Annotated in this window: 20 protein-coding genes; 6 read left to right on the plus strand and 14 right to left on the minus strand. The window is 59.4% G+C overall.

The window, feature by feature from the left end; translation table 11 throughout:
• Positions 1–72 precede the first annotated feature (72 nt).
• Positions 73–237 (plus strand): hypothetical protein, encoded by a 165-nt coding sequence (locus tag AB5Y97_RS02130; RefSeq protein ID WP_368157206.1) that lies wholly within the window; start codon positions 73–75, stop codon positions 235–237.
• A gap of 541 nt (positions 238–778) precedes the next feature.
• On the opposite strand, the gene AB5Y97_RS02135 is transcribed toward AB5Y97_RS02130, so the two are convergent.
• The 8 genes from AB5Y97_RS02135 to AB5Y97_RS02170 form a co-directional block, all read right to left on the minus strand.
• Positions 779–1,402: a PepSY-associated TM helix domain-containing protein gene (locus tag AB5Y97_RS02135; RefSeq protein WP_201947160.1), complete on the minus strand. Its 624-nt coding sequence runs from the start codon at positions 1,400–1,402 to the stop codon at positions 779–781.
• Positions 1,403–1,465: 63 nt separating this feature from the next.
• A complete protein-coding gene (locus AB5Y97_RS02140) occupies positions 1,466–3,505 on the minus strand; it encodes a TonB-dependent siderophore receptor (RefSeq protein ID WP_201947266.1) in 2,040 nt (679 codons plus the stop codon).
• A 291-nt stretch (positions 3,506–3,796) separates the two neighbouring features.
• Complete coding sequence (locus AB5Y97_RS02145) at positions 3,797–4,834, minus strand: acyltransferase (RefSeq protein WP_201947162.1); 1,038 nt, start codon at positions 4,832–4,834, stop codon at positions 3,797–3,799.
• A 223-nt stretch (positions 4,835–5,057) separates the two neighbouring features.
• Entirely contained in the window at positions 5,058–5,969 is a 912-nt protein-coding gene (pbpG, locus tag AB5Y97_RS02150) for a D-alanyl-D-alanine endopeptidase (RefSeq protein ID WP_201947164.1), read from the minus strand.
• A 258-nt stretch (positions 5,970–6,227) separates the two neighbouring features.
• Positions 6,228–7,694: a glutamate/gamma-aminobutyrate family transporter YjeM gene (yjeM, locus tag AB5Y97_RS02155; RefSeq protein ID WP_368157207.1), complete on the minus strand. Its 1,467-nt coding sequence runs from the start codon at positions 7,692–7,694 to the stop codon at positions 6,228–6,230.
• 435 nt (positions 7,695–8,129) lie between these two features.
• On the minus strand, positions 8,130–9,008 hold the full coding sequence (locus tag AB5Y97_RS02160; protein WP_201947168.1) for a DMT family transporter: 879 nt from the start codon (positions 9,006–9,008) through the stop codon (positions 8,130–8,132).
• 33 nt (positions 9,009–9,041) lie between these two features.
• On the minus strand, positions 9,042–9,962 hold the full coding sequence (locus AB5Y97_RS02165) for an ABC transporter substrate-binding protein (protein ID WP_081394769.1): 921 nt from the start codon (positions 9,960–9,962) through the stop codon (positions 9,042–9,044).
• Between the two features lie 120 nt (positions 9,963–10,082).
• Entirely contained in the window at positions 10,083–11,162 is a 1,080-nt protein-coding gene (locus AB5Y97_RS02170) for a porin (protein ID WP_201943752.1), read from the minus strand.
• Positions 11,163–11,383: 221 nt separating this feature from the next.
• On the opposite strand from AB5Y97_RS02170, the gene glpX reads away from it, so the two are divergent.
• Positions 11,384–12,394 (plus strand): class II fructose-bisphosphatase, encoded by a 1,011-nt coding sequence (gene glpX, locus AB5Y97_RS02175; RefSeq protein WP_040068786.1) that lies wholly within the window; start codon positions 11,384–11,386, stop codon positions 12,392–12,394.
• Between the two features lie 134 nt (positions 12,395–12,528).
• Complete coding sequence (locus tag AB5Y97_RS02180) at positions 12,529–12,780, plus strand: YkgJ family cysteine cluster protein (RefSeq protein WP_005336384.1); 252 nt, start codon at positions 12,529–12,531, stop codon at positions 12,778–12,780.
• 70 nt (positions 12,781–12,850) lie between these two features.
• On the opposite strand, the gene AB5Y97_RS02185 is transcribed toward AB5Y97_RS02180, so the two are convergent.
• From AB5Y97_RS02185 to hemC, 4 genes are read right to left on the minus strand one after another with little or no spacing between them, the layout of a single operon-like run.
• Positions 12,851–14,014: a heme biosynthesis HemY N-terminal domain-containing protein gene (locus AB5Y97_RS02185; protein ID WP_113740243.1), complete on the minus strand. Its 1,164-nt coding sequence runs from the start codon at positions 14,012–14,014 to the stop codon at positions 12,851–12,853.
• A gap of 10 nt (positions 14,015–14,024) precedes the next feature.
• Entirely contained in the window at positions 14,025–15,074 is a 1,050-nt protein-coding gene (locus AB5Y97_RS02190; protein WP_005356708.1) for a uroporphyrinogen-III C-methyltransferase, read from the minus strand.
• A complete protein-coding gene (locus AB5Y97_RS02195; RefSeq protein WP_201947170.1) occupies positions 15,071–15,805 on the minus strand; it encodes a uroporphyrinogen-III synthase in 735 nt (244 codons plus the stop codon). The genes AB5Y97_RS02190 and AB5Y97_RS02195 overlap by 4 nt, the downstream gene beginning before the upstream one ends.
• On the minus strand, positions 15,802–16,731 hold the full coding sequence (gene hemC, locus AB5Y97_RS02200) for a hydroxymethylbilane synthase (protein ID WP_139435215.1): 930 nt from the start codon (positions 16,729–16,731) through the stop codon (positions 15,802–15,804). Before hemC ends, AB5Y97_RS02195 begins: the two co-directional genes overlap by 4 nt.
• Before the next feature lie 323 nt (positions 16,732–17,054).
• On the opposite strand from hemC, the gene AB5Y97_RS02205 reads away from it, so the two are divergent.
• The gene (locus AB5Y97_RS02205; protein ID WP_120416090.1) at positions 17,055–19,574 is read left to right on the plus strand and encodes a class I adenylate cyclase; all 2,520 of its coding nucleotides are present in this window, start codon (positions 17,055–17,057) and stop codon (positions 19,572–19,574) included.
• Between the two features lie 66 nt (positions 19,575–19,640).
• Here AB5Y97_RS02205 and AB5Y97_RS02210 read toward each other — a convergent pair whose 3' ends face one another.
• Both AB5Y97_RS02210 and cyaY read right to left on the minus strand, forming a co-directional pair.
• Positions 19,641–20,294: an alpha/beta hydrolase gene (locus tag AB5Y97_RS02210; RefSeq protein WP_201947171.1), complete on the minus strand. Its 654-nt coding sequence runs from the start codon at positions 20,292–20,294 to the stop codon at positions 19,641–19,643.
• Positions 20,291–20,605 carry an iron donor protein CyaY gene (gene cyaY, locus AB5Y97_RS02215; protein ID WP_069554181.1) on the minus strand — a complete coding sequence of 105 codons (315 nt, stop codon included), beginning with the start codon at positions 20,603–20,605 and terminating at the stop codon, positions 20,291–20,293. Before cyaY ends, AB5Y97_RS02210 begins: the two co-directional genes overlap by 4 nt.
• Positions 20,606–20,678: 73 nt before the next feature.
• On the opposite strand from cyaY, the gene AB5Y97_RS02220 reads away from it, so the two are divergent.
• Positions 20,679–20,855, plus strand: a complete 177-nt coding sequence (locus AB5Y97_RS02220) for a lipoprotein (protein ID WP_201947173.1) — start codon at positions 20,679–20,681, stop codon at positions 20,853–20,855.
• 32 nt (positions 20,856–20,887) lie between these two features.
• Positions 20,888–22,138, plus strand: coding sequence for a diaminopimelate decarboxylase (lysA, locus tag AB5Y97_RS02225; protein ID WP_201947176.1), 1,251 nt, complete (start codon positions 20,888–20,890; stop codon positions 22,136–22,138).
• Positions 22,139–22,146 lie beyond the last annotated feature (8 nt).

Consider the following 22,146-nt stretch of genomic DNA (forward strand, 5'->3'; position numbering starts at 1 on the left):
GGGCGCGGTCGTGCGCTGGTGGCCCCAGCCAGTTCAGTAAAAGTGGGGCACTTACTTTAAGGAGAACGAGTTATGTCAGAAGAATTATCAGAGACTCAAGAGCCGCAACCAGAGACAAAACCCCGCAGAAAGCACAAGGCCAATGGGGCGCATTCTGCTAAGCGTTCGGCTTTGCGCAAGCTGGCAAAGCGGGGCGCAATCGTCGGTAGCTGGGATGCCAAGTGGTTTGGTTTGTGAGCTCGCCCCAGTGTTTTTGTGGTGGGTCCTTCCTCCGGGGGGCTCCCCTGCGGGGGCATGAATCCCGCGGCATTTGATATCTGCGTGGCGGCCGGAAGTGGAATTTATGTTTATATCTGGCGGCAAATCCTGCTGCCTGAGTCGTCTTGATGCCACTCGCGCTTAGCCTGTCGATGTATCATGCCATATCATGACAATGCATTTAGTTTGGGGGTATTTTTGGGGGTATAAAAGAAAAGCGCCATGTAATTACCACTTATAAAACAATGTATTACTGGTCAAATTCGATAGAGACCCCGGCACCATCAAATTCATGACAAAAGGCCATCAGCAATGATGGCCTTTTGTTTTTTGGCGTTCCTGCGTGTTGGAGCGTTGCTGTTGAGCTGGCAGTACTTCCCGTTACCTCTTGATATCCCTTCTCTTTTCCCGCTCTCCGTTATTTCCTTTTCTTGATGTGGCCGCCGGCATCACCGCCAGCGGCCTGTTTCTATTGCGGTTTTCTTTCCAAACCTTGCTGCATCAGATCATGGTTGCTGCGTTACCCCAGCAGGGCAAACAGCAGGGTGCCGAGGCTGCCAGCGAGTGTCAGCGCGATGATGGCTCTGGGTGTGCCGTGCAGCTTGGTCCACATAAACAGGCTGGTGAGGGCCAGCAGCAGCAGAGCCAGGGCGGCGATATCGCCAAACAGCTGCCAGCCGAGGCCGGTACCCATGCCGCGGTGCAGCCGGTTTAGGCTGGCGGCAAAGTTGGCTTGCTGCAGGTCGGTATGTACCAGCAGGGTACCCTCAACATAGCTGGCGGCCACGCTCTGACTGAGGGTGACGCCGCGCATCTCCCACTTGGCGGGCAGGGTGAGCGGGCCGTTCGGGGTGGGCAGGGTCTGGGCCGGGGTGATCATGGTTCGTCCGTCGGCAAAGGTATCGGGATAGCGCTGTTGCAGCAGGCTTTTCAGCTGCTCCGGGCTGGCGAACGGCGCCTCCAGCACTATCTTTTCACTCGATTTGTCGGTGTGGGGGCCGGGGATGGGCAACACGGCACGGTGTTGCAGCCAGAGGCCGGTGATGCCGTACATCAGCATCAGGGCGAGGGTAAAAAAACCGGCCCAGGCATGGAGGCGGCGTACCCATTTGTTGTTGTGAAGGGGAACTCTTCTGCGTTTCATCTTGGTTGCTTCATAAAAAAACTGGCCAGCAAGGGCTGGCCAGTCGGGGTGGTTGTCACTGGATCAAAAACGGTAGGACGTAGTCAAATTAACCTGCCGTGGGGAGCCGGGCATGATCTGAGAGGCGCCGGTAGCACTTACGTAGTAGTGAGTGTCAAACAGGTTCTCCATACCGAACTGCGCTTCCCAATGTTGCCAGCGATAACCTGCTCTGGCATCAACGCGAGCATAGCCGGGGAGCACCGTGGTATTGGCATTGTCAGCAAAGCGATCACCCACAGCGGTAACACCGCTCTCGCCGAACCAGCCGAGCTTTCCTTGCTGATAACCGGCAAACAGTTCGCCATTTAGGCGTGATACGCTGCTTGGGCGATTACCCTTATTGATGGAGTCTTCCACCATTTCTGCATCTTGCAGAGCTATGCCGCCGCGGAGATAAACCTCGTCGTTCAGCTGAGCTCGTGTACTGAGTTCGATACCGTCGGTACGTTGCAGGCCAGTCAGGAGAACTGTTTTGTTGTCGTTGGGGTCTGTACGACGCTTGTTGTACATCTCGAGGCGGTAGAACGACAGAGTAGTGGCCAGATGACCATCCAGCCAGTCGCTCTTAACGCCAGTTTCATATTGACGAGTGAACTCGGGATCGAGGTTGTTGTTTTTGTTTCCAACATCATTTAGACCGATCAGGGCGCCGCCGTTAGGCATAAAACTCTTGCTGTAGGAGGCATAGAGGGCGTGCTCCTCTACTGGGCTCCATACCAAGCCGGCACGTGGGCTCAATGCACTGTTGGTAATGGTCTCTTCAGAACTCTTGATGTTATCACGGCTATTGACCTCGAAGTGGTCATAACGCAGACCCAGTAATAGTTGCCAGTCGCCTAGAGTCAGCTGGTCCTGCACATAGGTGCCAGTGCTACGCACTTTACTGCGCTTGTCCGAGGAGGGGGACATCTTGCCGTCATAGGTCGGTAGGGCCTCAGGGTTGTAAAGGTTGAAAGATTTAAGTTCAGGGCTTCTCCATAGTTTGGGATAACGCTCCTGCCACCCCTGATCGGTGCCGACCAATAGGGTGTGGGCAATGGGGCCACTCTGCAGGTGTCCTTCGACCTCAAGACTGGAGGCGAGATTGCGGGTTTGTAAATCTTGCTGCCAGCGAGTTCGAGTTATTTGCTCACCTTCCATTTTGGTTATGTAGGTATTGTCGAACTGGCTCGAGAGATCGATCAGGCTCAGTTGCTGGCGCACCTGCCAGTCGTCGTTTACATCCCAAGTGAAGCGAGAGCGTGCCGACTGTGCCAGATCATTGATGTAGTCACGCCGTAAATCGCTATAGACGGCGTCACGTGGCACATCTGCTGGACGACCGTTAAGGCCGGGGATACCGCGGTCCGGCGTGCTGTGCGATTCATTGCGTTCGTATTGCAGCAGCCAGCTCAATCGATCAGTGATATCCCAGTTCATGGCTGGTGCCACCATAGTACGTCTGCCGTGCACGCCATTACGGAAGCTGTCGTTGTCTTCCTGAGCGACGTTGAGTCGTAGTTGCACCGCCTCGCTCGGCTCGGCGCTCAGGTCTGCGGCCATGCGTTGGTAATCGTAACTGCCCACGCGTACTGTGACGCTGGACTCCTGCCCTTTCTGCGGTTTTTTGCTGATGCGGTTGATGATGCCGCCGCTGCTACCACGTCCGTAGAGTACTGCTGCCGGGCCCTTTAGCACTTCTACCCGTTCGATATTGCCGAGATCCCGGGTGTACTGCATGTCGTCGCGGAATCCGTCGAGATAGAAATCCGTGCCTGCGCTAAAGCCGCGGATTGTGACGCCGTCGAAGCGGGTATCACCGCTTGCATCAACACCTGGAATGCCGACCAGAGCTTCGCTCAATGTGGGTTGGCCAAAGGCGGTCAGCTCGCTGACCTTGACGCTGTCGATGGTCTGGGGAACCAGCTTGGCTGGCGTATTGGTACGGGTTGCGGTGGCAACTTCCTGATGCTGGGATCGTTTGCCAACCACTGTCATGGTTTCATCGGCGGCCTGGGCAGTGAAGCCGGTGCCCAGCAGTGCCAGCGAGACCAGCGTTCTGCGAAAGTGAGGGTGCTGCATATTCAATATTGACTCTTTGGATGTCGACCTGACGGCTCTAACATATTGATTTAATTATAAATTAGCCTGACCCGCTTAAGCGGGATGCCAATGATATTGATTTTCATTTATCTGGCAAGGTGAAAATGGAGGGGGCATTGGGGACGGGTTGTGCGGTCGGGGGAGTTCGGCTGAAAAGCAGAGCCATTGCAGCAAACCGCGCGAACGAAGCGAGGGAAAAGGGCGTAGCGGAAGAAAAGGTGCGAAATGTGAAGCGATATCCGGCCCGATGTGTCGGGCCGGATGGAGGGTTCAGTGGGTACGCAGCAGCCGGCGGGTGAGGGGCTGGGCCGCCAGCAGGCGATAGGCCAGCAGAGACGATCCCAGCAGCAGCGGCACTTTGGCAATCTCCCACAGGATGGATGCGCCCTGCGGGCCGAACACGAAGAGCCAGACCACCAGCACCATGTGCAGGCAGTAGATCCCGAGCACTTTGGGGGCCTGGCGCTCAAGCCAGCAGCCCTTGCCCCACTCGGGGTTGGCCAGCAGCAGGCCAAACAGGCCGATAGCCCAGGGAAGGGAGCCGAGCAGGAAGTCGTGGCGGGTGAGCGGCACTGCGGCAAAGTGCTGCAGTGCCCAGGCTTCACAGCCATAGAGCGCCACGCCCGCCAGCAGTAGTTGCCAGCCGATGCGGGCATCGGGCTGCCACTGACGCTGGCGCAGCAGGGCACCAAGCGCCACAAACAGCAGGGAGAAGAAGGGGCCGTTACGGGTGAGCAGTGGCCACTCGGCACCCAGTAGCGGCTTGGCATAGGAGCCCCCCAGCAGCGCCAGCAGGTAAAGGCCAAGACCCAGCCAGAGGGCGAGCGATGGTCTGCCAAGCCGATAGCAGAGTGCCAGCAGGGCCACCGCCATCACCAGGGCTGGCAGAAACCAGAGGTGGATCATGCCGCCCACCAGCCAGCCATTGAGGGGGTCGCCGAGCTGGAATTGCCACTGCCCGCGCAGGGAGGCCAGATAGCCTTGCTGCACGGCATCCAGCGGATTGAACGGCACCAGCAGGTAGACCAGACTCCATACCAGCCAGAGCAGCAGCAAGGGGTGGCAGTAGCGCCAGGCAACGGTCAGCGGCGCTTCGCGGCTCAGTCTCGGCTGCAGAAAGTAACCGGCACAGAGGAAAAACAACGGCACGGCAAAGCGGCATAACTGGTTGATGGTGCCGCTCAGCCAGAGCCAGGATCCACTTCCCCACAGGGCGGGATTGAACGGATTGGCGAAGGGGGATACGTGAATGGTCATCACGGCCAGAATGGCCAGTACCCGCCCGCACTCGATACTGGAAATACGCATGGTGGCTCGTCGTTACAGGGGTTCTGACGGCACGCTAAAATTCTTGCCGAAAACTTACAACCAATTGATTCTATTAGTGTGAATCACGCTGTTGAGTAGTTACGTTTTGTAACGGGATGGCGGAAGGTGTTACCTGTAGCGGGAACTGGATCCCATTTTTTGGGTGCGCTCATGCAGATAAAAAAAGCGAGGCAGGTGCCTCGCTTGGTCGGGGATCTCGAGCTTACTGGTGAGTCAGCATGCTGCTCTGGTTGGCGGCCAGGGTGGTTCTGCCCGAGCTCTCCAGCCAGGTTTTGATCCGCTTGGCATCGGCGACCCGATCGTTGGTGGTTTCGGCATTGAGCAGCACCATGATCACCGGCTCACGATTGACCTTGGTGCCCAGCACCAGACAGCGGCCCGCTTCGCGGATATAGCCGGTCTTGGAGAGGGTGAACTCCCATTGCCCTTCGCGGATCAGCCGGTTGGAGTTGAGGTAGTGCAGCTGACGCTTGTTGGTGCGTACATAGCTCTGCTCGTCGGTGGAGTACTGGCGGATCAGCGGATAGGAGGCCGCTGCGGCGGCGAGTTTGGCTAGATCCTGTGCGGTGGAGACATTGCGCGGGTTGAGCCCGGTACTGTCGGCGTAGCGGGTATTCCACATCCCCAGCATGCGGGCCTTGGCATTCATCGCCTCGACGAAGGCGCGCTGGCCGCCGGGATAGTGGCGGGCCAGCGCCGATGCGGCGCGGTTTTCAGAGGACATCAGGGCGATATGGAGCATTTCGGCGCGGCTGAGTCTGGAACCTATGGCCAGGCGCGAGCCGGTTCCCTTGATGCGGTCGATGTCGGCATTGGTCACGGTGAGCATTTCATTCAGGCGCAGGTTGGCATCCAGCACCACCAGCGCCGTCATCAGCTTGGTGAGTGAGGCGATGGGCATTACCCGGTTGCCGTTGCGCTCGGAGATCACCTCGCCGGTTCTGTGGTTGGCCACCACGAAGGCAGCCGAGCTGAGGTTAGGCACATCCCGTCGCTCGAGAAAGCCGCGGCTGCTCTTGCTGCTGGCGGCAAAGGGGTTGGCATGGGCACTGTCCATAGTGGCCGGCAGCATTACTGCGCCAAGCAACAGGGGAAGAAGGGAACGCATCATCATGATCAGCTCTACCGGACGAAATACAGGGATATCTCGCTAAGTTATATGTCGTGAACTGGCGCTTCACAATCATTCTCACCTTGATATTGATAATTTACGGCGTTGAGCGCGCTCTGACGGCGAGGAGAGCGTAAAAGAGGTCTCTATGGAGTCTTTTTTACATTGAAACTATGGACTGGCCGTGATGGCGAGCGGAAGCCGGCGCTAAAAAAATCGGGACCAAAACGGTCCCGATAGGCATGGAGCATTGCTTATCGTTTAGTGGGCATCTTCCTGCTTGATCTTGAAGCGCATGGCGATCACCACGAACAGCAGCGGGCCAATGATGGTCCAGACGCCGGTGGAGATATCGCCGGAGATAAAGGGGGCCACCACGGTAAAGACGTTGCCGAAGGCGACCAGGATCAGGCTGATGATGGTGGCCAGCAGTACCGAGCCGGTGCTCTTGAAGAAGATCAGGTCCTTGCCCAGCGCCGGGTTGTTGCGATAGCGATACCAGGCGTAGATGAGGAACATGTAGGGCAGGGTCATGCCGACGTTGGTCATGGTGATGATCAGCTCATAGAGGGCGGCGGCCCCTTCCGGGTTGATCAGGGTAAAGATGGACTTGGCGGCAATGAACAGACAGACCACCCAGGCTTGCACCTTGAGGGCTTCAATGCGCACGCCATTCTCGTTCTCGCGCTGGAAACGCTCCGGCCAGAAGTAACTCGGGGTGCCGGTGATGAACTGGCGCAGTGGCGCGTAGGAGAGGGCGATAAAGGCACCCAGATAGCTCAGGAACATGCCAAGGCCAGCAAAGCGCATGAATACCTGTCCCAGCCACTCGCCACCGAGATGGCGCCCCAGCTCCAGCATGATGATGAAGAGGGCAGAGAGAGAGGTGATCCCCTCGGCCGGGAAGTCGCTCCAGCGCATGATGGATCCGACCGCCAGAAAGCCGATGATGTAGCAGAGCACGATGAAGGCGCCGGAGAGGAAGATGCCGCGCTTGAGGTCGCGCTCGGGATCTTCCAGCTCGTCAGCCACACCGGCCATCGCTTCGACACCGCCGTAGGCGAAGATGGCGAATACCATGAAGCCGAGGAAGGGGATGATGTCGTTGAAGGCGGCATTGGGAGAAGAGGTCAGCGATGCCTCGGTGAAGGGCTCCTGCAGGGTCATGCCGCTCACGGCGAAGGTCAGGACGCCGCCAACCAGCAGCAACACGTTGAGTGCCACCACGGAGAGACCGCCGATGGCCGCCACTTTGGCGAAGCGGGCGCTACCCAGGGTGATGAGCTTGGTGACGGTGGCAACCAGCGCGATGGCGACAACTCCCAGAATAAAGGGGCCGAAGTCGATGCCGGTGCCCAGGGTGACCGGGATGACGGTGATGTCGCGGCCAAACAGCATGAAGGAGAGGGGCACCCACATGGAGAGCGCCTTGCCAAACATCCAGATGACGTAGGAAGCGAACCACATGGTCAGACCGATAAAGGCGAATCGGGTCGAGACCGAGTGGCGCATCCAGGTAAAGATGCCGCCCGCCTCTTTACGAAAGCCGGTGCCGAATTCGATCATCATCAAAATGAACGGGATGAAGAAAAACAGACCGCCAATGACGAACATCGGAATGGCGGCATATCCCATTCGGTAAAAACCGATCCCGATATTAGTGACGCCAAATACCGATGTTAATATCATCAATATAAAGGCGCCCAACTTCAGCTTTTTTGCTGACATATTAAAAACTCCCTGATGGTGCTGGATTTAAAATAATCAAAAATTAAACAGACGAAACTGGACCCATTAATAACGCAGTAGCGCCATGCCATCCTGCTGTGGCGGGCGCGATCAGGTCATCTCTGACCGGGCTGGCTTACCCGTCAGGCGGTCAATTAATGTATGGGCGGAGCGGCACGGTCTGTGCCATGCGCGGTATTGGTCAGCGTTGCCGAAAATTAACTGTGAACGATTTTATCATTAATGCTGCTGGGCAGGTAAGTTTCCCGAATGAAGCTGTGGTTGAAATAAACAGACCTGCCAGTTAGTTGATACGTTGCGGATGTAAACATTTACGCCCGGGCCGACACTTATTTCCATTATTGGTATTCGGCATATTTGGCGGAGTGAATTACGCCATCCTGCCTGATAAATACGCACCAATGGCGACAGCGCTTATCCTCCCAGCCGGGTCAGCAGCACGCCGCCAGTGATAATGGCCGCCGCCGTCAGCCGCATGCGCCCGAGCGGCTCTTTCAGCAGCCAGACCGAGAGCAGCATGGCAAACAGCACACTGCTTTCGCGCAGAGCCGCAACCACGCCAATGGGGGCTTGGGTCATGGCCCAGATAACAATTCCGTAGGCGAGCAGTGACATGGCACCTCCTGCCATTCCCGCCATCGCATGGCGACGGATCTGGCGCCATGCGTTGCGTTTCTGGTGGACGATCAGCACCAGCAGCATCGCCAGCCCGGTACTGGCAAAGAGCCAGAGGGTGTAGCGTACCGGTTCGCCCCCTGCGCGGGCGCCGGCTCCATCCGAGAGGGTATAGGTCGCCGTGAACATGGCCGTGATCAGTGCTGCCCGAACCGCTTTGCTGGCAAGGCGCTGCTGCCCACCTCGCCAGGCCATCAGCAAGACCCCCATGATCAGCACGCAGGCGCCGATGATGCCGCCGTAACCGGGGTAGTCCCCCAGCAGCAGGGCACTTAACGCCATGGCGAGCAGCGGGGCACTGCCACGGGCCAGCGGATAGATCTGGCCAAAATCGCCCTGATTGTAGGCATGGCTGAGAAACAGGCAGTAACCGATATGGAGCAGGACTGAGAGGCCGAGCCAGGGCAGCTCAGCAGCAGAGGGAAGCCCCATGGGCAGCAGCGCCACGGCGGCGATAAGCCCTGAGAAGATCGCCACCAGTGACACGCCCACCAGCCGCTCTTCGCCAATTTTGACCAGCGCATTCCAGCTGGCGTGAAGCAGGGCTGCCAGCAGAACGGCAAAAAAGACGGTGGTGCTCATGGGAAAGGGCTCTCGGGCGATGGGGGTCAACAGCATACCCGCCCGGAGCCTGATTGGCCGAGATCTTTATCAAGGCTTCGGCTTTTCGGGGCTCGCCTCCTGCGTGGTGGCGTTACCCAGTTTCCCCAACACCAGTTTGGGATGGGGGTCGGTCTGCAGCGGAATATCTTGCAGCTCGGTTCCCTGCTGGTGGCGATGGATGATCCCGGCGGCCATCTTGCCCAGTGCCTCGTAGCTGCTGATGGTGCCAACGCTGCAGCCGTGTTCGACGAACAGCTCGGCACTGCAGATGGTAGGGATGGCCGCTTCGTTGAGTGCATTCAGCAAACGGGGGGCGATGGAGAGCAGATAGCTGTCTGCGGCCAGAAAGACGATGTCGTTTTTGGCATCCTGTTGCAGCCGCTTCAGTTCGTTGTCCAGCCGCCGTGGGTCAGGGGCCATTCGCCAGGTGACCATCTGCCACTGATAGCGTTTCGCTTCATTGAGCAGCATATCGGCCACCAGCAGGGTGTTCTGCTCTCGGGGGTTGAAGGGTAGCAGCAGCCGTTTTCCGGTGGCCAGATGCTCGCTGGCGTTGGCCAGTTGCAGTGCCATCGGCACCATGTTGCTCACCCCGGCCACCATGCTGTTCTGGGCTTTGTCTTCCGAGAGGATGTCTGCCCCGACCGGATCGGATACCACGTTGAAGATCAGTGGCTTGCGGTTGGCCACCAGACTCTTGGTCATGGTGGTGGCGGTGGTGCCAAAAGTGTAGATGTAGTCGTATTCGGCCAGTTTCGGCAGCATCTGCTGGCGCAGCATGGTTGCCAGCGCCGTACGATCCTGATCGGCGTTATAGGTGGTGATGGTGGCCTGATAGCCAAGACGGGTCAGCTCTGCCCGAAAGCCCGCTTCGGCTGCGGTTTCACCGCGCCACAGCACCATGGCGATAGAGAGGGCGTGAGCGGGAAGAGCCAGCAGCAACAGCAGGACGAAAGGCAGCCTGACCATGATCATCTCTCCGGCGATACATCTACTGTTGAGCCTAGGCTACTTTATCCGGTCGTGAACGACGCCCAGCAAAAAGCGCGATGGCAAGCCATCGCGCTTTGGGGATCCGCAAAACCTCGATTAGAAGTCGTAGCGGGCAGCCAGCTGGAAGTCATCCTTGTTGGCAGTCGCTTTGCCGGCAACGCTGTCCAGATTGTTGATGCGGTACTCGCCAATCACCCGCAGGTTCTTGTTGAATTTGTACTGGGCACCCAGGGTGTAGTAGTCAATGGCATCGGTTTTCTTGCCGCCAGTGATTTCCTGCTCCTGTTTGTTCCACAGGGCCATCAGACCGAAGCCGTTCTCGAAGTTGTAGCCCAGCGCGGCTTCCCAGCCGGTATGGTCGGTGCCACTTTGGACAAAGTCAGAGCCATCGGCATAGCTCAGAGCCGCATAGGCCGCCTTGTTGTCGAACTTGGCAGAGATCAGCCACAGTTTGGCGTCTTCGGTATTCTTTTCCTGACGTTGGCCAACGTTGTAGGCGGTACCCAGTGACAGGTTGAACGGGAAGGTGTAAGCCACGGCTGCACCATAGGCTGGGTCAGCTGCGGAGGTCTTGTTGCTGCTCTTGTCTTCTTCTTGGCCGCCATCAAATTTGTAGCTGGCATCAAACTGGAAGCCATTGAACAGGCCGGAATACTTCAACACGGAACCAGCGCGGTTGGTGGCGAAGGTGTCGGTCTTGGCGCCCAGCGCTTCGTTGCCGTAGCCGTCGGAGAGGGAGACATCAGTCCAGTCGGCCAGGAAGCCCGGGGCCCCTTTCTGGCGACCGAAAGTCACGGTACCCCAGTCAGCGCCGACACCAGCAAAGGCCAGACGGGTGCGCAGGTTGTCTGTGCTTCCATCTTTACCCAGGGTCTTTTCGCTGTCGTTGATGTACATCTGCACTTCGTACTGGGCCAGCGCCTTCAGACCGCTCTGGATCTGGGTCTCGGCCTTGGCACCGAAACGGACAAACTGGTTTGCCCCTTGCTTGGCGCTGTAATCCTTGGTGCCATTCGGATTGGCAGTATCGACGTTTTCTTTCTTGTCGCCGAAGAATTGGCCAGCGTAGATACGGCCATAGAGATCCAGCATGGAGGTGTCATTTTTGTACACTTCAACGGCTTGAGCCTGGAAGGCTGCGGTGAGAGCCAGTGCCACTACAGTCAGCTTTTTCATCTTAATCCCTTGTGGTGTTGCAAGCTTTTGTTTTGAAAACGGGGTCATGCTAGGCAGCGGGGATGACAGCGGGGTGACAGTTGGATGAAGAGTCGATGGCAATTGGGTTGCAATTGGATGAATTGGCTACATTCTTGCTCGCAGCGGCTACTTTTGTGCGCAAAGGTTTGCCCTTGTGGTAGAATGCCGCCCGTTTTCGAGCTCCATAGGTTGGATATGCGATGAGACGTGAACTGGCAATCGAGTTTTCCCGAGTGACGGAAGCGGCTGCACTGGCTGGCTACAAGTGGCTCGGACGTGGTGACAAGAATATCGCTGATGGGGCGGCCGTAGCGGCCATGCGCCACATTCTCAACCAGATCGAGATCGATGGTGAGATTGTGATCGGCGAAGGTGAAATTGATGAAGCGCCGATGCTCTATATCGGCGAGAAGGTCGGTACCGGACACGGCGACGCGGTGGATATCGCGGTCGATCCCATCGAGGGTACCCGCATGACTGCCATGGGTCAGGCCAACGCGCTGGCCGTGCTGGCGGTGGGCGACAAGGGTTCTTTCCTGAAAGCGCCTGACATGTACATGGAAAAGCTGATCGTCGGGCCCAAGGCCAAAGGCGCCATCGACCTGGATCAGGCTCTCGAGCTGAACCTCAAGGCCGTGGCCAAGGCGCTGGGCAAGCCGCTCTCCCGTCTGACCGTCATTACCCTGGCCAAGCCGCGTCATGACAAGGCAATCAAGGAGATGCAGGGTCTGGGCGTGCGGGTGTTCGCCATTCCTGATGGTGACGTTGCCGCCTCCATCCTCACCTGTCTGCCGGACAGCGAAGTCGACATGCTGTATGGCATCGGCGGCGCACCGGAAGGGGTGATCTCCGCGGCGGTGATCCGCGCGCTGGATGGCGACATGCAGGCCCGTCTGGTGCCGCGTCACCGCGTCAAGGGCGACAGCCCGGAAGTGCGTGCGCTGGGCGAGCAGGAAATTGCCCGCTGCGAAGCGCTGGGCATCGATGTGAACAAGGTGCTCAAGCTGGAAGACATGGCGAAGAATGACAACGTCATCTTCTCCGCTACCGGCATTACCAAGGGTGATCTGCTGGACGGCATCACCAGCGATGGCGTGATGGCGACCACCGAGACTCTGTTGATCCGTGGTAAATCCCGCACCATTCGTCGTATCAAGTCGATCCATTACCTTGAGCGCAAAGACAGCGTGGTGCGCGATATCATCCTGTGATGATGGCTCGCTGAACCGGCTGTGTTGTCTGAAGCCTGATCGCCCGTGCGGTCGGGCTTTTTCTTGTGCGCCAGCTACGTTTGTGCCGCCGCTTCGGCTATGGTGGCTCAGACCATCCCAAAGGAGTGGAGTCTATGGAGTGTCGTAGCGGCTGCGCTGCCTGTTGCATCGCCCCCAGTATCAGCAGTGCCATTCCCGGTATGCCAGATGGCAAACCGGCTGGCGTCCCCTGTATCCAGCTCGATAGCGCCCTTGGCTGCAAGATCTTCGGTCAACCGGAGCGGCCGGCGGTGTGCGGCGGTTTTCGCCCCATGATGGATGTGTGCGGCAGCCACCGTGCCGAGGCTATCTGGCTGATCGGCGAGCTGGAGCGGCTCACCACCTGACGAGGGCAGGGCGAAGAGATAAAAAAAGAGGCCGCATCATGCGGCCTCTCGCGTTTCTGTTTGCCGGGGATCAGACTCCCGCCAGTTCCAGTGCCTGACGATAGTACTCGTTGGCCTTGTTGGTGAGGCGGCGTTTGTCCATCAGCTGGCCGAGAGCGTGATAGGCGGCGGCGCTCGGCGCCCGCTCCACCTCCTGCTCCAGCAGCTTCTGGGCATCGTCCAGCTGACCGGCCAGCAGATAGAGCTGGGCCAGTGCGGTGTCCACCTCCGGTTGCCCCTGCTGTTTTTGCAGCAGCGTCAGCAGCGGCTGGTAGCTGTCGAGTTTCAGCTTGGGCAGGCGAGCCAGCAACTGGGGCATCGGCTGTTTGCGCAGCGCTTCCTGCCACAGGGTGGCGGCCTCGCCGTCGGCACCCAGCTGGCGCAGCAGATCGCCGTAGCAGGCCAGTAGTTCTGGCTCAAGGCGCAGCTTGCGCGGCAGATCCTGCCATACCGCCTTGAGGGTCTCGAGGCTGCTGGCAGCCTGTTGCAGACGACCACACCAGGCCTGTTGCAGCAGATCTTCTTCCTGTTTCGGGGTCAGCTTGCCCACCTTGTGCAGGCTGGGGATAAGGTCGCACAGAGCGCTCCAGTCCTGACGGGCCAGATGCACCTGGCGCAGCTGATCCAGCACCATGGGGTGGCGCGGGTTGAGGGCGTAGACCGACTCCAGCATCGCCAGCGCGGTATCGTACTGGCCCTGCTCGATCTGCAACTGGGTCTGGGTCAGGGTGAGCGCCAGCTCGGCTTTGGGATTCTCTTCCTGCGCTTTTTGCAGGTATTGATCCCGGCGGGCGTCGTCACCACGGGCCTGTGCCGCCTTGGCGGCGCTCAGGTAGTTGAGCAGCGGGGTATCGCTGTTGCTGGCCCCCTTGATCATCAGTTTTTCAGCCTGACTGTAGTGCCCTTCGGCCATCGCCAGGGTGGCGGCGACGGTCTGTTGATTGGCCTTGCGGCGGCGGCGCGAGCCGTACCAGCCGAGGGTCTTGCGGCGCAGGCCGAATACCCGACCCAGCAGCCATTCGACGATCAGCAGGGCTCCGTAGAACAGCACGGCCAGGATCACCGCGCTGGTGACGGAGGATTCGATGGTGTAATTGCCAAGGGCAATCAGCACATAGCCCTTGTTACCGGAGGCTTGCGGGCCAAAGATCAGCCCTGCGACCATCACGGCAACCAGAATGATTATACGGATCATGGTGCCCTCCTCAGCTGCTGGCCAGAATGCGTTGCAGGCGTTCGGTCAGCACCTGCTCCAGCATCGCCTGGGTCTTGAACTGGGCCGGATAGTCGATCTGGATCTGCTCACCCTTGAGCTTGTCGATCTCGCCCTGCATGTAGCGGGTGGCGCTGTTGTCGGTGTCGAAATATTGGGTCAGCCAGCGCTGGGCCTTGTCCAGGCTGTCTTCGTAGAGCGCCTGCTGCTCGCGATAGACGGAGAGCTGGGCCTGCAACAGCTTGGTTTTGAGGTTTTCACGCAGGAAGATCTCCTGCTGCGGCGAGAGCAGCGCCTCGACCGCGCCATCGCGGCGACGGATGGTGACGAAGTTCTCGGTGAACTTGACCCAGTTCTTCTTCAGGTTGCTCTCCCACTCGTCGGGATTGGCGCTGACCGCTTGATCCGGCTCGGCCTTGGCTTCCGGCATGCTGACGGTGGAGAGGGGCAGCAGCTCGATCTGGTCGGACAGTGCCGCCAGCTTGAGGGTCAGTCCCTCGCGGTCGATGCGCGGCATCCCCTTGAGCTTGGCGATATCCTCGGCCAGCGCCTTGCGGATCGGCATCAGGCTGGGGTCGTTGAGGGCGGCGATCCGCTCGTCGGCATTGCCGAGCAATGTGATGGCGGAGACGAGGTCATGCTCCAGCCACAGTTTGCGACCCGCCATCCGAACCAGATACTCGGATTCGGCCAGCATCCAGTCGTTGGGGCGTTTATCGTTGAGATCCAGTACCCGGTTCTGCAGACCCTGCATCTCCCCCTGCAAGCGCTGCTGGGTTTGATCCAGCGCGGCCAGCTGCTCGGCATCCTTGCTGCTGGTCTGGTCGATCTTGCTCAGGGCGCTGGCCAGCTGCTGCTTGAGCTGGGCCAGTTCAGCCTGCTGGGCCACGGCATTCTTGTGACCGTGCAGATAGAGACCGCCGGTCAGGCCAAGGGCCAGCAGGATGGCGACCCCTCCCAGTACGGCACCGGAGCGGCTCTTGCTGCCATTGACCACAGCGGTCGGCTGGGGTTTGACCTGGGATTCTTGTTGTTCTGTCATTCCATCTTCCTCAGTTCCAGTGCGGCCGTCAGGGCCTGGTTGGATGCACCTTGGGCAATCGTGATATGGATAAAGCCCGCAGCACTGGCCATCTCGGCCACGCGCGGGCTGGGGACCACCAGCAGGCGGTCAAAAAGCCAGGGCTGCTGGCTGGTGGGAACCAGCTCCAGCAGCCGTTGCAACAGTTCACCACTGGTAATGAGCAGGCTGTCCAGCCCCGCTGCCTGCCAGTGGCGGGTTAATGTGTCCCCGTCTAGCTCGGGGTAGTGGCGCTCATAGGCCGCACAATAGTGCACCAGAGCACCGCGTGAGGCCAGCGTGCTGGCGATGAGATCCCGCCCGCCATTGCCGCGCAGGATCAGTACCCGTTTGCCTGCTATCTGCTGCAGGGTGGGCAGGGCCAGCAGACCCTCGCTGCGCGGGTCATCCGGGCAGCTTGCCGTGATGCCGATGGCGGCAAACGCATCGGCGCTGGCCTGACCGACCGCAAAGTACTCAATATGTGGCCAGGTCTGACCAGTTTGCAACAGAAAATCGTGTGCAAAATGAACGGCATGGATGCTGACCGCGATAACGATATCGGCGCTGTGCAACAGGTCGGGCAAGCGGGGGAGTTCACTGCCCGCCACGGTTTCCAGCAGCGGGCTGCAGAGTGGTGCATGGCCGTGCTGGCGCAGCAACTGCACCAGCTCGGCGGCCTGGGCGGCCGGACGCACCACCAGCGGGGTCATGCGCGGTAGACCTCGGCCAGGATCTCGTCGGCACCGGCGGCCAGCAGGCGCTGGGCCAGCTGTTCGCCGAGGGCCTCACCATCGGCCAGCGGACCGCGGATCTCGTCGCGGATCACCTGGGTGCCATCCGGGCTACCCACCAGACCGCGCAGCCAGATCTGCTCGCCTTCGACCAGTGCGTAGGCTCCGATAGGCACCTGACATCCCCCTTGCAGGGCGCGATTCATGGCGCGCTCGGTCAGCACCCGGGCGCGGGTCTCGGCGTGCTCCAGCGGCGCCAGCAGAGCGTGCAGCTCAACGTCGTCGAGGCGGCATTCGATGCCGACAGCCCCCTGACCGTTGGCGGGCAGACTCTGCTCCGGCTCGATAAAGGCGGTGATGCGGTGCGCCATCTCCAGTCGTTTCAGACCGGCGGCGGCGAGGATGATGGCGTCGTACTCACCGGCATCCAGCTTGGCGAGGCGGGTGTTGACGTTGCCACGCAGGTCGCGGATCACCAGATCCGGGCGGGCGGCGCGCAGCTGGCACTGGCGGCGCAGGCTGGAGGTGCCGACCACGGCCCCTTGCGGCAGTTCGGCAATGGCCTTGAAACGATTGGAGACGAAGGCGTCGCGGGGATCTTCCCGCTCGCAGATGGTGTGCAGGCCGAGCCCCTCGGGGAACTCCACCGGCACATCTTTCATGGAGTGAACGGCGATATCGGCCCGTCCTTCCAGCATGGCGGTCTCCAGCTCCTTGACGAACAATCCCTTGCCGCCCACTTTGGCCAGCGGGGTATCGAGGATCTTGTCACCCTGAGTGCTCATGGGCACCAGTTCGACCTGCAACTGCGGGTGCAGGGCTTCGAGCCGGTCTTTGACAAAGTTGGCCTGCCACAGGGCCAGCGGGCTCTTGCGAGTGGCAATTTTCAGGGTTCGGGCTGCCATATCAATCAGTTGTTTCATTTTTAGAAGGAAATCGATATTACCACCCTTTGCCCGGGCTTTCATGGCGGAGCCGGCAAAAGCGGGGCCAAGCTCAAAAATGCATGCTGAAAATGATTTTCATTAAGCAAGTAGTGTTGATTAATTCATTGAATGTATTGGAATTTAATGATTTCCCCTGATACTTGATGTGGTCATACCAGAAATAATCTGGCGTTTAGCTGAAGGCTTGTTTACCACCGCTGTTTGCATTGTTAACATGATCACACTTTTTTGACGTATCCCCCTTTTGGTGCGTCATTTTCACTTAGGTGATAGGCAGGGCATTGCAGGAACACATCGATACGCTGGTTGCGCGTTATGACGACATTACCCGTCTCAAGACGCAACGGGCGTTAGGCCTCATGAGTCGCTATGGGCAGCAGGTATTCCAACTGCTGCCTGTCATGCTGCACTTCAATCATCCCCTGCTGCCCGGTTATGTCTCCGGTGATGTCCCTCATGGCATCTGGAGCTTCAGCGCCACCGCCGAGCAGCAAGCCTTTATCGATGACCTCTGTCGCAACGCCAACTGCCAGAGTGGTCTTGCCACCCATGATCGAGCCATTCAGGGGCTCTACTCCATGGGCAGCACCTCCTCCATCGGCCAGTGCTGTCACTCCGATCTTGATATCTGGGTCTGCCACGTGGCCGGTTTGTCGCAGGAGCGGCTCGATCTGCTGGAGCTGAAATGCCAACAACTCTCCAAGTGGGCCGAACAGCGCGGGGTCGATCTCAACTTCTTCCTGATCCCGGAAGACAAGTTCCGCCAGACCAACGATGCCCAGATGCAGGGGGAGAGCTGCGGCAGTGCCCAGCACCTGCTGTTGCTCGACGAGTTCTACCGCAGTGCCATGCGTATCGCAGGCAAACGCTTGATCTGGTATCTGGTGCCCACCGAGTGTGATGATCACTACGATGAGTATGTGAACGAGCTGTTCGAGAGCGGCAAGCTCAAGCAGGACGACTGGCTCGATCTAGGCAGTTTTGACCGTATTCCGGCCGAAGAGTATTTCGGCTCCGCCCTGTGGCAGCTCTACAAGGGGATCGACTCCCCCTACAAGGCGGTGCTCAAGTCGGTGCTGATGGAAGCCTACTCGCACGAGTATCCCAATACCCGCCTGCTGTCGATGATTGGTCGCGACTGGTTCCAGCACAACGAGGGGATGCACTACCGGCTCGACAACTACTGTCTGATGCTGGACAAGGTGACCAACTACCTCAAGTCCATCGGCGACATGGCGCGGCTCGATCTGGTACGCCGCTGCTTCTACCTCAAGGTGTGCGACGGTCTCAGTCATCCCAAGGATGATCACTCCCCCGAGTGGCGCCGCGAGCAGATGAGCCAGCTGGTCTCCTACTGGGGCTGGAGTCAGGACAAACTCTATCAACTCGATCATCGCCACGAGTGGAAGATCGAAGAGGTGAAGATCGCTCACGCCGAGCTGCTGGAAGCCCTGATGCAGAGCTACCGCAACCTGATCCAGTTCGCCCGCCGCAACAACATCAGCGAGTCGATCAACCCGGAAGATATCGGCATTCTGTCGCGCAAACTCTACGCCGCGTTCGAGAGCCTGCCGGGCAAGGTGCAGCGCATCAACCTCAAGATTGCGCCGGATCTCAGCGAGCCGGACCTCAGCTTCGTGCAGGTGCCGCACGGTCGCCTAAATCGCGCCGGCTGGTATCTCTACAAACATTCGCTGGAGCCGGTGGACATCATTGGCCGCGCGCCGCTGGAGTTCAACGGTTACATCAGCAAGCTGGTCTCCTGGGCCTACTTCAACGATCTGTTGACGCCCCAGTCGCGGGTGCACCTGTTCAATCAGGGTTCGGATCTGCACATCGACAATCTGCACCAGTTCTGCCGCGATCTCTCCGGCTGCTTCCCCGAGAAGTACCCGCTGGCCACCAACCTGGCGCTCAGCCGACCGTGCGAAATTCGCCAGCTCTCCATCTTCCTCAATCTGGAGATGGACCCGACCAGCCACTGGGTCGGTCAGGTGATCGAATTTGACGCCAATACCGTGGATGTCTTCTCGTTCGGTCGCAATCAGGAGTGTCTGGTCGGTTCGGTGGATCTGGTCTATCGCAACTCCTGGAGCGAGATCCGTACCCTGCACTTCCAGGGGGATGAAGCGGTGGTCGATGCCCTCACCACCATCCTCGGCAAGATGCATCAGGATGCCGCCGCCCCCGAGATGATCGAGGTGTTCTGCTACAGCCAGCACTTCCGCTCTCTGGTGCGTTCCCGCTTCCAGACCCTGGTGGCGGAATGTATCGACCTGCGCCTGGCCCGTGACAAACAGCAGCTGGTCAAGACCATGGCCCTTGGCCGCGAGAAGTACGGGATCTTCTTCGAGCGGCGCGGGGTGTCGGTGAAGAAGCTGGAAAACGCCATCGATTTTTACCGTCACATCTCCCACAACAAGCTGGATCACCTGCCGCTGCGGCTCGACAAGACCCACAGCCAGCATCTGCCGAGTATCGTCGATGCCTATGCCAGCGAAGGCTTGGTGCAGTTCTTCTTCGATACCCGGGATGCGGGCACCAACATCTATATCCTCGATGAGGCGAACCGGGTGGAGATCTACCAGCACTTTGCCGGCAACAAGGATGAGCTGGTGGCGGGGGTCAACCGCTTCTACACCTCCAATCACGAGCGGTTCAGCGATGATGGGCAGTTCATCAACTTCAACCTGCCGCAGTACTACGAGATAGTACAAGTGAATGGCGAGCTGGATGTGATCCCCTATCGCAGTCAGGGCACTCTGCGCGAACAGGTCCCGCCCACTCGGGAAGTGGGCTGACCCGTCAGTTGGAATCGCCATAAAAAACGGCCTGCAGATGCAGGCCGTTTGCTTTGCCGGAAGGGCTCACGCGCCGAGGCGTGCCAGCAGCCAGCTGCGAATGTCGCCCAGCTGCGGGCGGCAGATCTCGTGACGCATCGGGTACTCGTGCCACTTGGGGATGAGTCCGGCGCTTTCCAGCCGGTTCTTGGCATCCCAACCGAGCGACAGGCTCACCACATCGTCATAGATGCCGTGCATATAGCAGATGGGCAGAGTGCGAGCAGCCTCGCTCATCTCGCCGAGCAGCTTGTCTGGGGCAGCCAGATAGGTGGACATGCAGAGCAAGCCCGCCAGCTGTGCCTGATAGCGCAGCGCGGTGAAGGAGGCAATCACCCCGCCCTGAGAGAAACCTGCCAGCACGATATGCTCGGGGGCAAACCCGTCGGCCACCAGCTGATCGAGCAATGCGACAATCTGGTCGGCTGATTCACGGACATGGGACTCCACGGCCCGCTCGGCGGGATCCTCGAAGCTCTTTATGTCGTACCAGCCGCGCATCTTGTAGCCCATGTTGATAGTGATGGGGCGCTCGGGGGCATCCGGCAGCAGGTGACGCACCGGTAGCTCGGCGGGCAGATCCAGCGCGTCCACCAGCGGGGCGAGACCGGCGCCGGAATCACCCAGCCCATGCAACCAGATCACCGCGTGACGGGCGCCCTGCGGGTGCAGGTCGATCATGGGAACACCACCTCTTCGCCCGCCTGGGCGGTGCAGGATTGGCTCAGCAGCGCCTTGAGTTCGTGGCCGAAGCGGTTGTCGATCCAGGTGTCACCCTGCAGTTCGAAGTGGAAGCCGTTCTCGCGGGTGGCGACCCAAATCTGGTGCAGTGGCTCCTGCTTGTTGATGATGACCTTGGTCTTGTTCTCGAAAGAGAGGGTCAATACGCCGCCGTTGCGTTCGCAGTCGATATCCGGATACCCCTCGTCGAGCGTGTCTTCCACATATTGGAAAAAGGCGTCGGTCAGGGCGTGATACTCGTGATCCTTCATCGGTTTATCCTGTTGCTTTTAACAATGTGAGTGCGATTATAGAGGGCCAAAAATTTTTTCGCAGCGAACCATTATGATCACCCAGTTCACCAAGTGTCTGCTTGCCACTCTTCTGTCCCTCGGGTTGGCCGCGTGCGGTCTGAAGGGGCCGCTCTATATGCCGCCCCCCGAGCAGCCACAGAACCAGAGTACACCGCAAGCAGTACCGCCTGCGACCTCCGAGGCTGCCACCGAGGCCGCGCCGCACTAATGCCGCACCCATTCTAGGAAGGAACCGCCCCCTTGGATCACTTTAACTACGACGCCGACGGCCAGCTTCAGGCCGAGCAAACCTCGCTGCAACAGCTTGCCGAGCAGTACGGTACCCCGCTTTACGTCTACTCCCGTGCGACCCTCGAGCGCCACTGGCACGCCTTCGACAAGGCCGCTGGCGATATTCCCCATCTGATCTGCTATGCGGTGAAGGCCAACTCGAACCTGGCGCTGCTCAACCTGCTGGCCCGACTGGGCTCGGGGTTTGACATCGTCTCCGGTGGCGAGCTGTCGCGGGTACTGGCGGCGGGCGGTGATCCGGGCAAAGTGGTCTTCTCCGGGGTCGCCAAGAGCGAAGCCGAGATGCGCCTTGCGCTGGATAAAGAGATCCTCTGCTTCAATCTGGAGTCGGAAGCCGAGCTGGAGCGCCTCAATCGGGTGGCGGGCAGCATGGACAAGAAGGCTCGCGTCTCGGTTCGGGTCAATCCGGATATCGATGCCGGTACTCACCCCTATATCTCCACTGGCCTCAAGCAGAACAAGTTCGGCATTCCCATCGAGCTGGCGCCAGCCATCTATCGCAAGGCGGCCGCGATGGCGAACATCGAGATCGTCGGGGTGGATTGCCATATCGGCTCGCAACTCACTGAATTGAATCCCTTTATGGAAGCGGCTGACAAGCTGCTGCGGCTGATCGACGGTCTGGCTGCAGAAGGGATTCATATCCATCATCTGGATGTGGGGGGCGGTCTGGGGGTCAACTATGGTTCCGAGCAGCCACCCCATCCCACCGAATATGCCGAAGCGCTCAAGCAGAAGCTGGCGGGCCGGGATCTGACCCTGCTGTTCGAGCCGGGCCGCGCCATCGTCGCCAATGCCGGCGTGCTGTTGACCCGGGTCGAGTACCTGAAACCGGGCGAAACCCGCAACTTCGCGCTGATCGATGCCGGTATGAACGACATGCTGCGCCCCTCTCTCTACGGCGCCTGGATGAACATCATCGAGGTGGATAGCCGTGCCGGTCATGCTCCCGCGCTCTATGACGTGGTGGGCCCGGTGTGCGAGACCGGCGACTTCCTCGGCAAGGAGCGCACCCTGGCCATTGCCGAGGGTTCCCTGCTGGCGGTGCGTTCGGCCGGAGCCTACGGCTTTACCATGTCATCCAACTACAACACCCGTCCGCGGGCAGCCGAAGTGCTGGTGGATGGTGCCGAGGCGCACCTGATCCGCGAGCGTGAGCAGTTGGCCGATCTCTGGCGCGGTGAGCACCTGCTGCCCTGATGGCGCAG

The organism is Aeromonas sp. R10-2 (genome assembly GCF_040908445.1).
GTDB lineage: Bacteria > Pseudomonadota > Gammaproteobacteria > Enterobacterales > Aeromonadaceae > Aeromonas > Aeromonas veronii.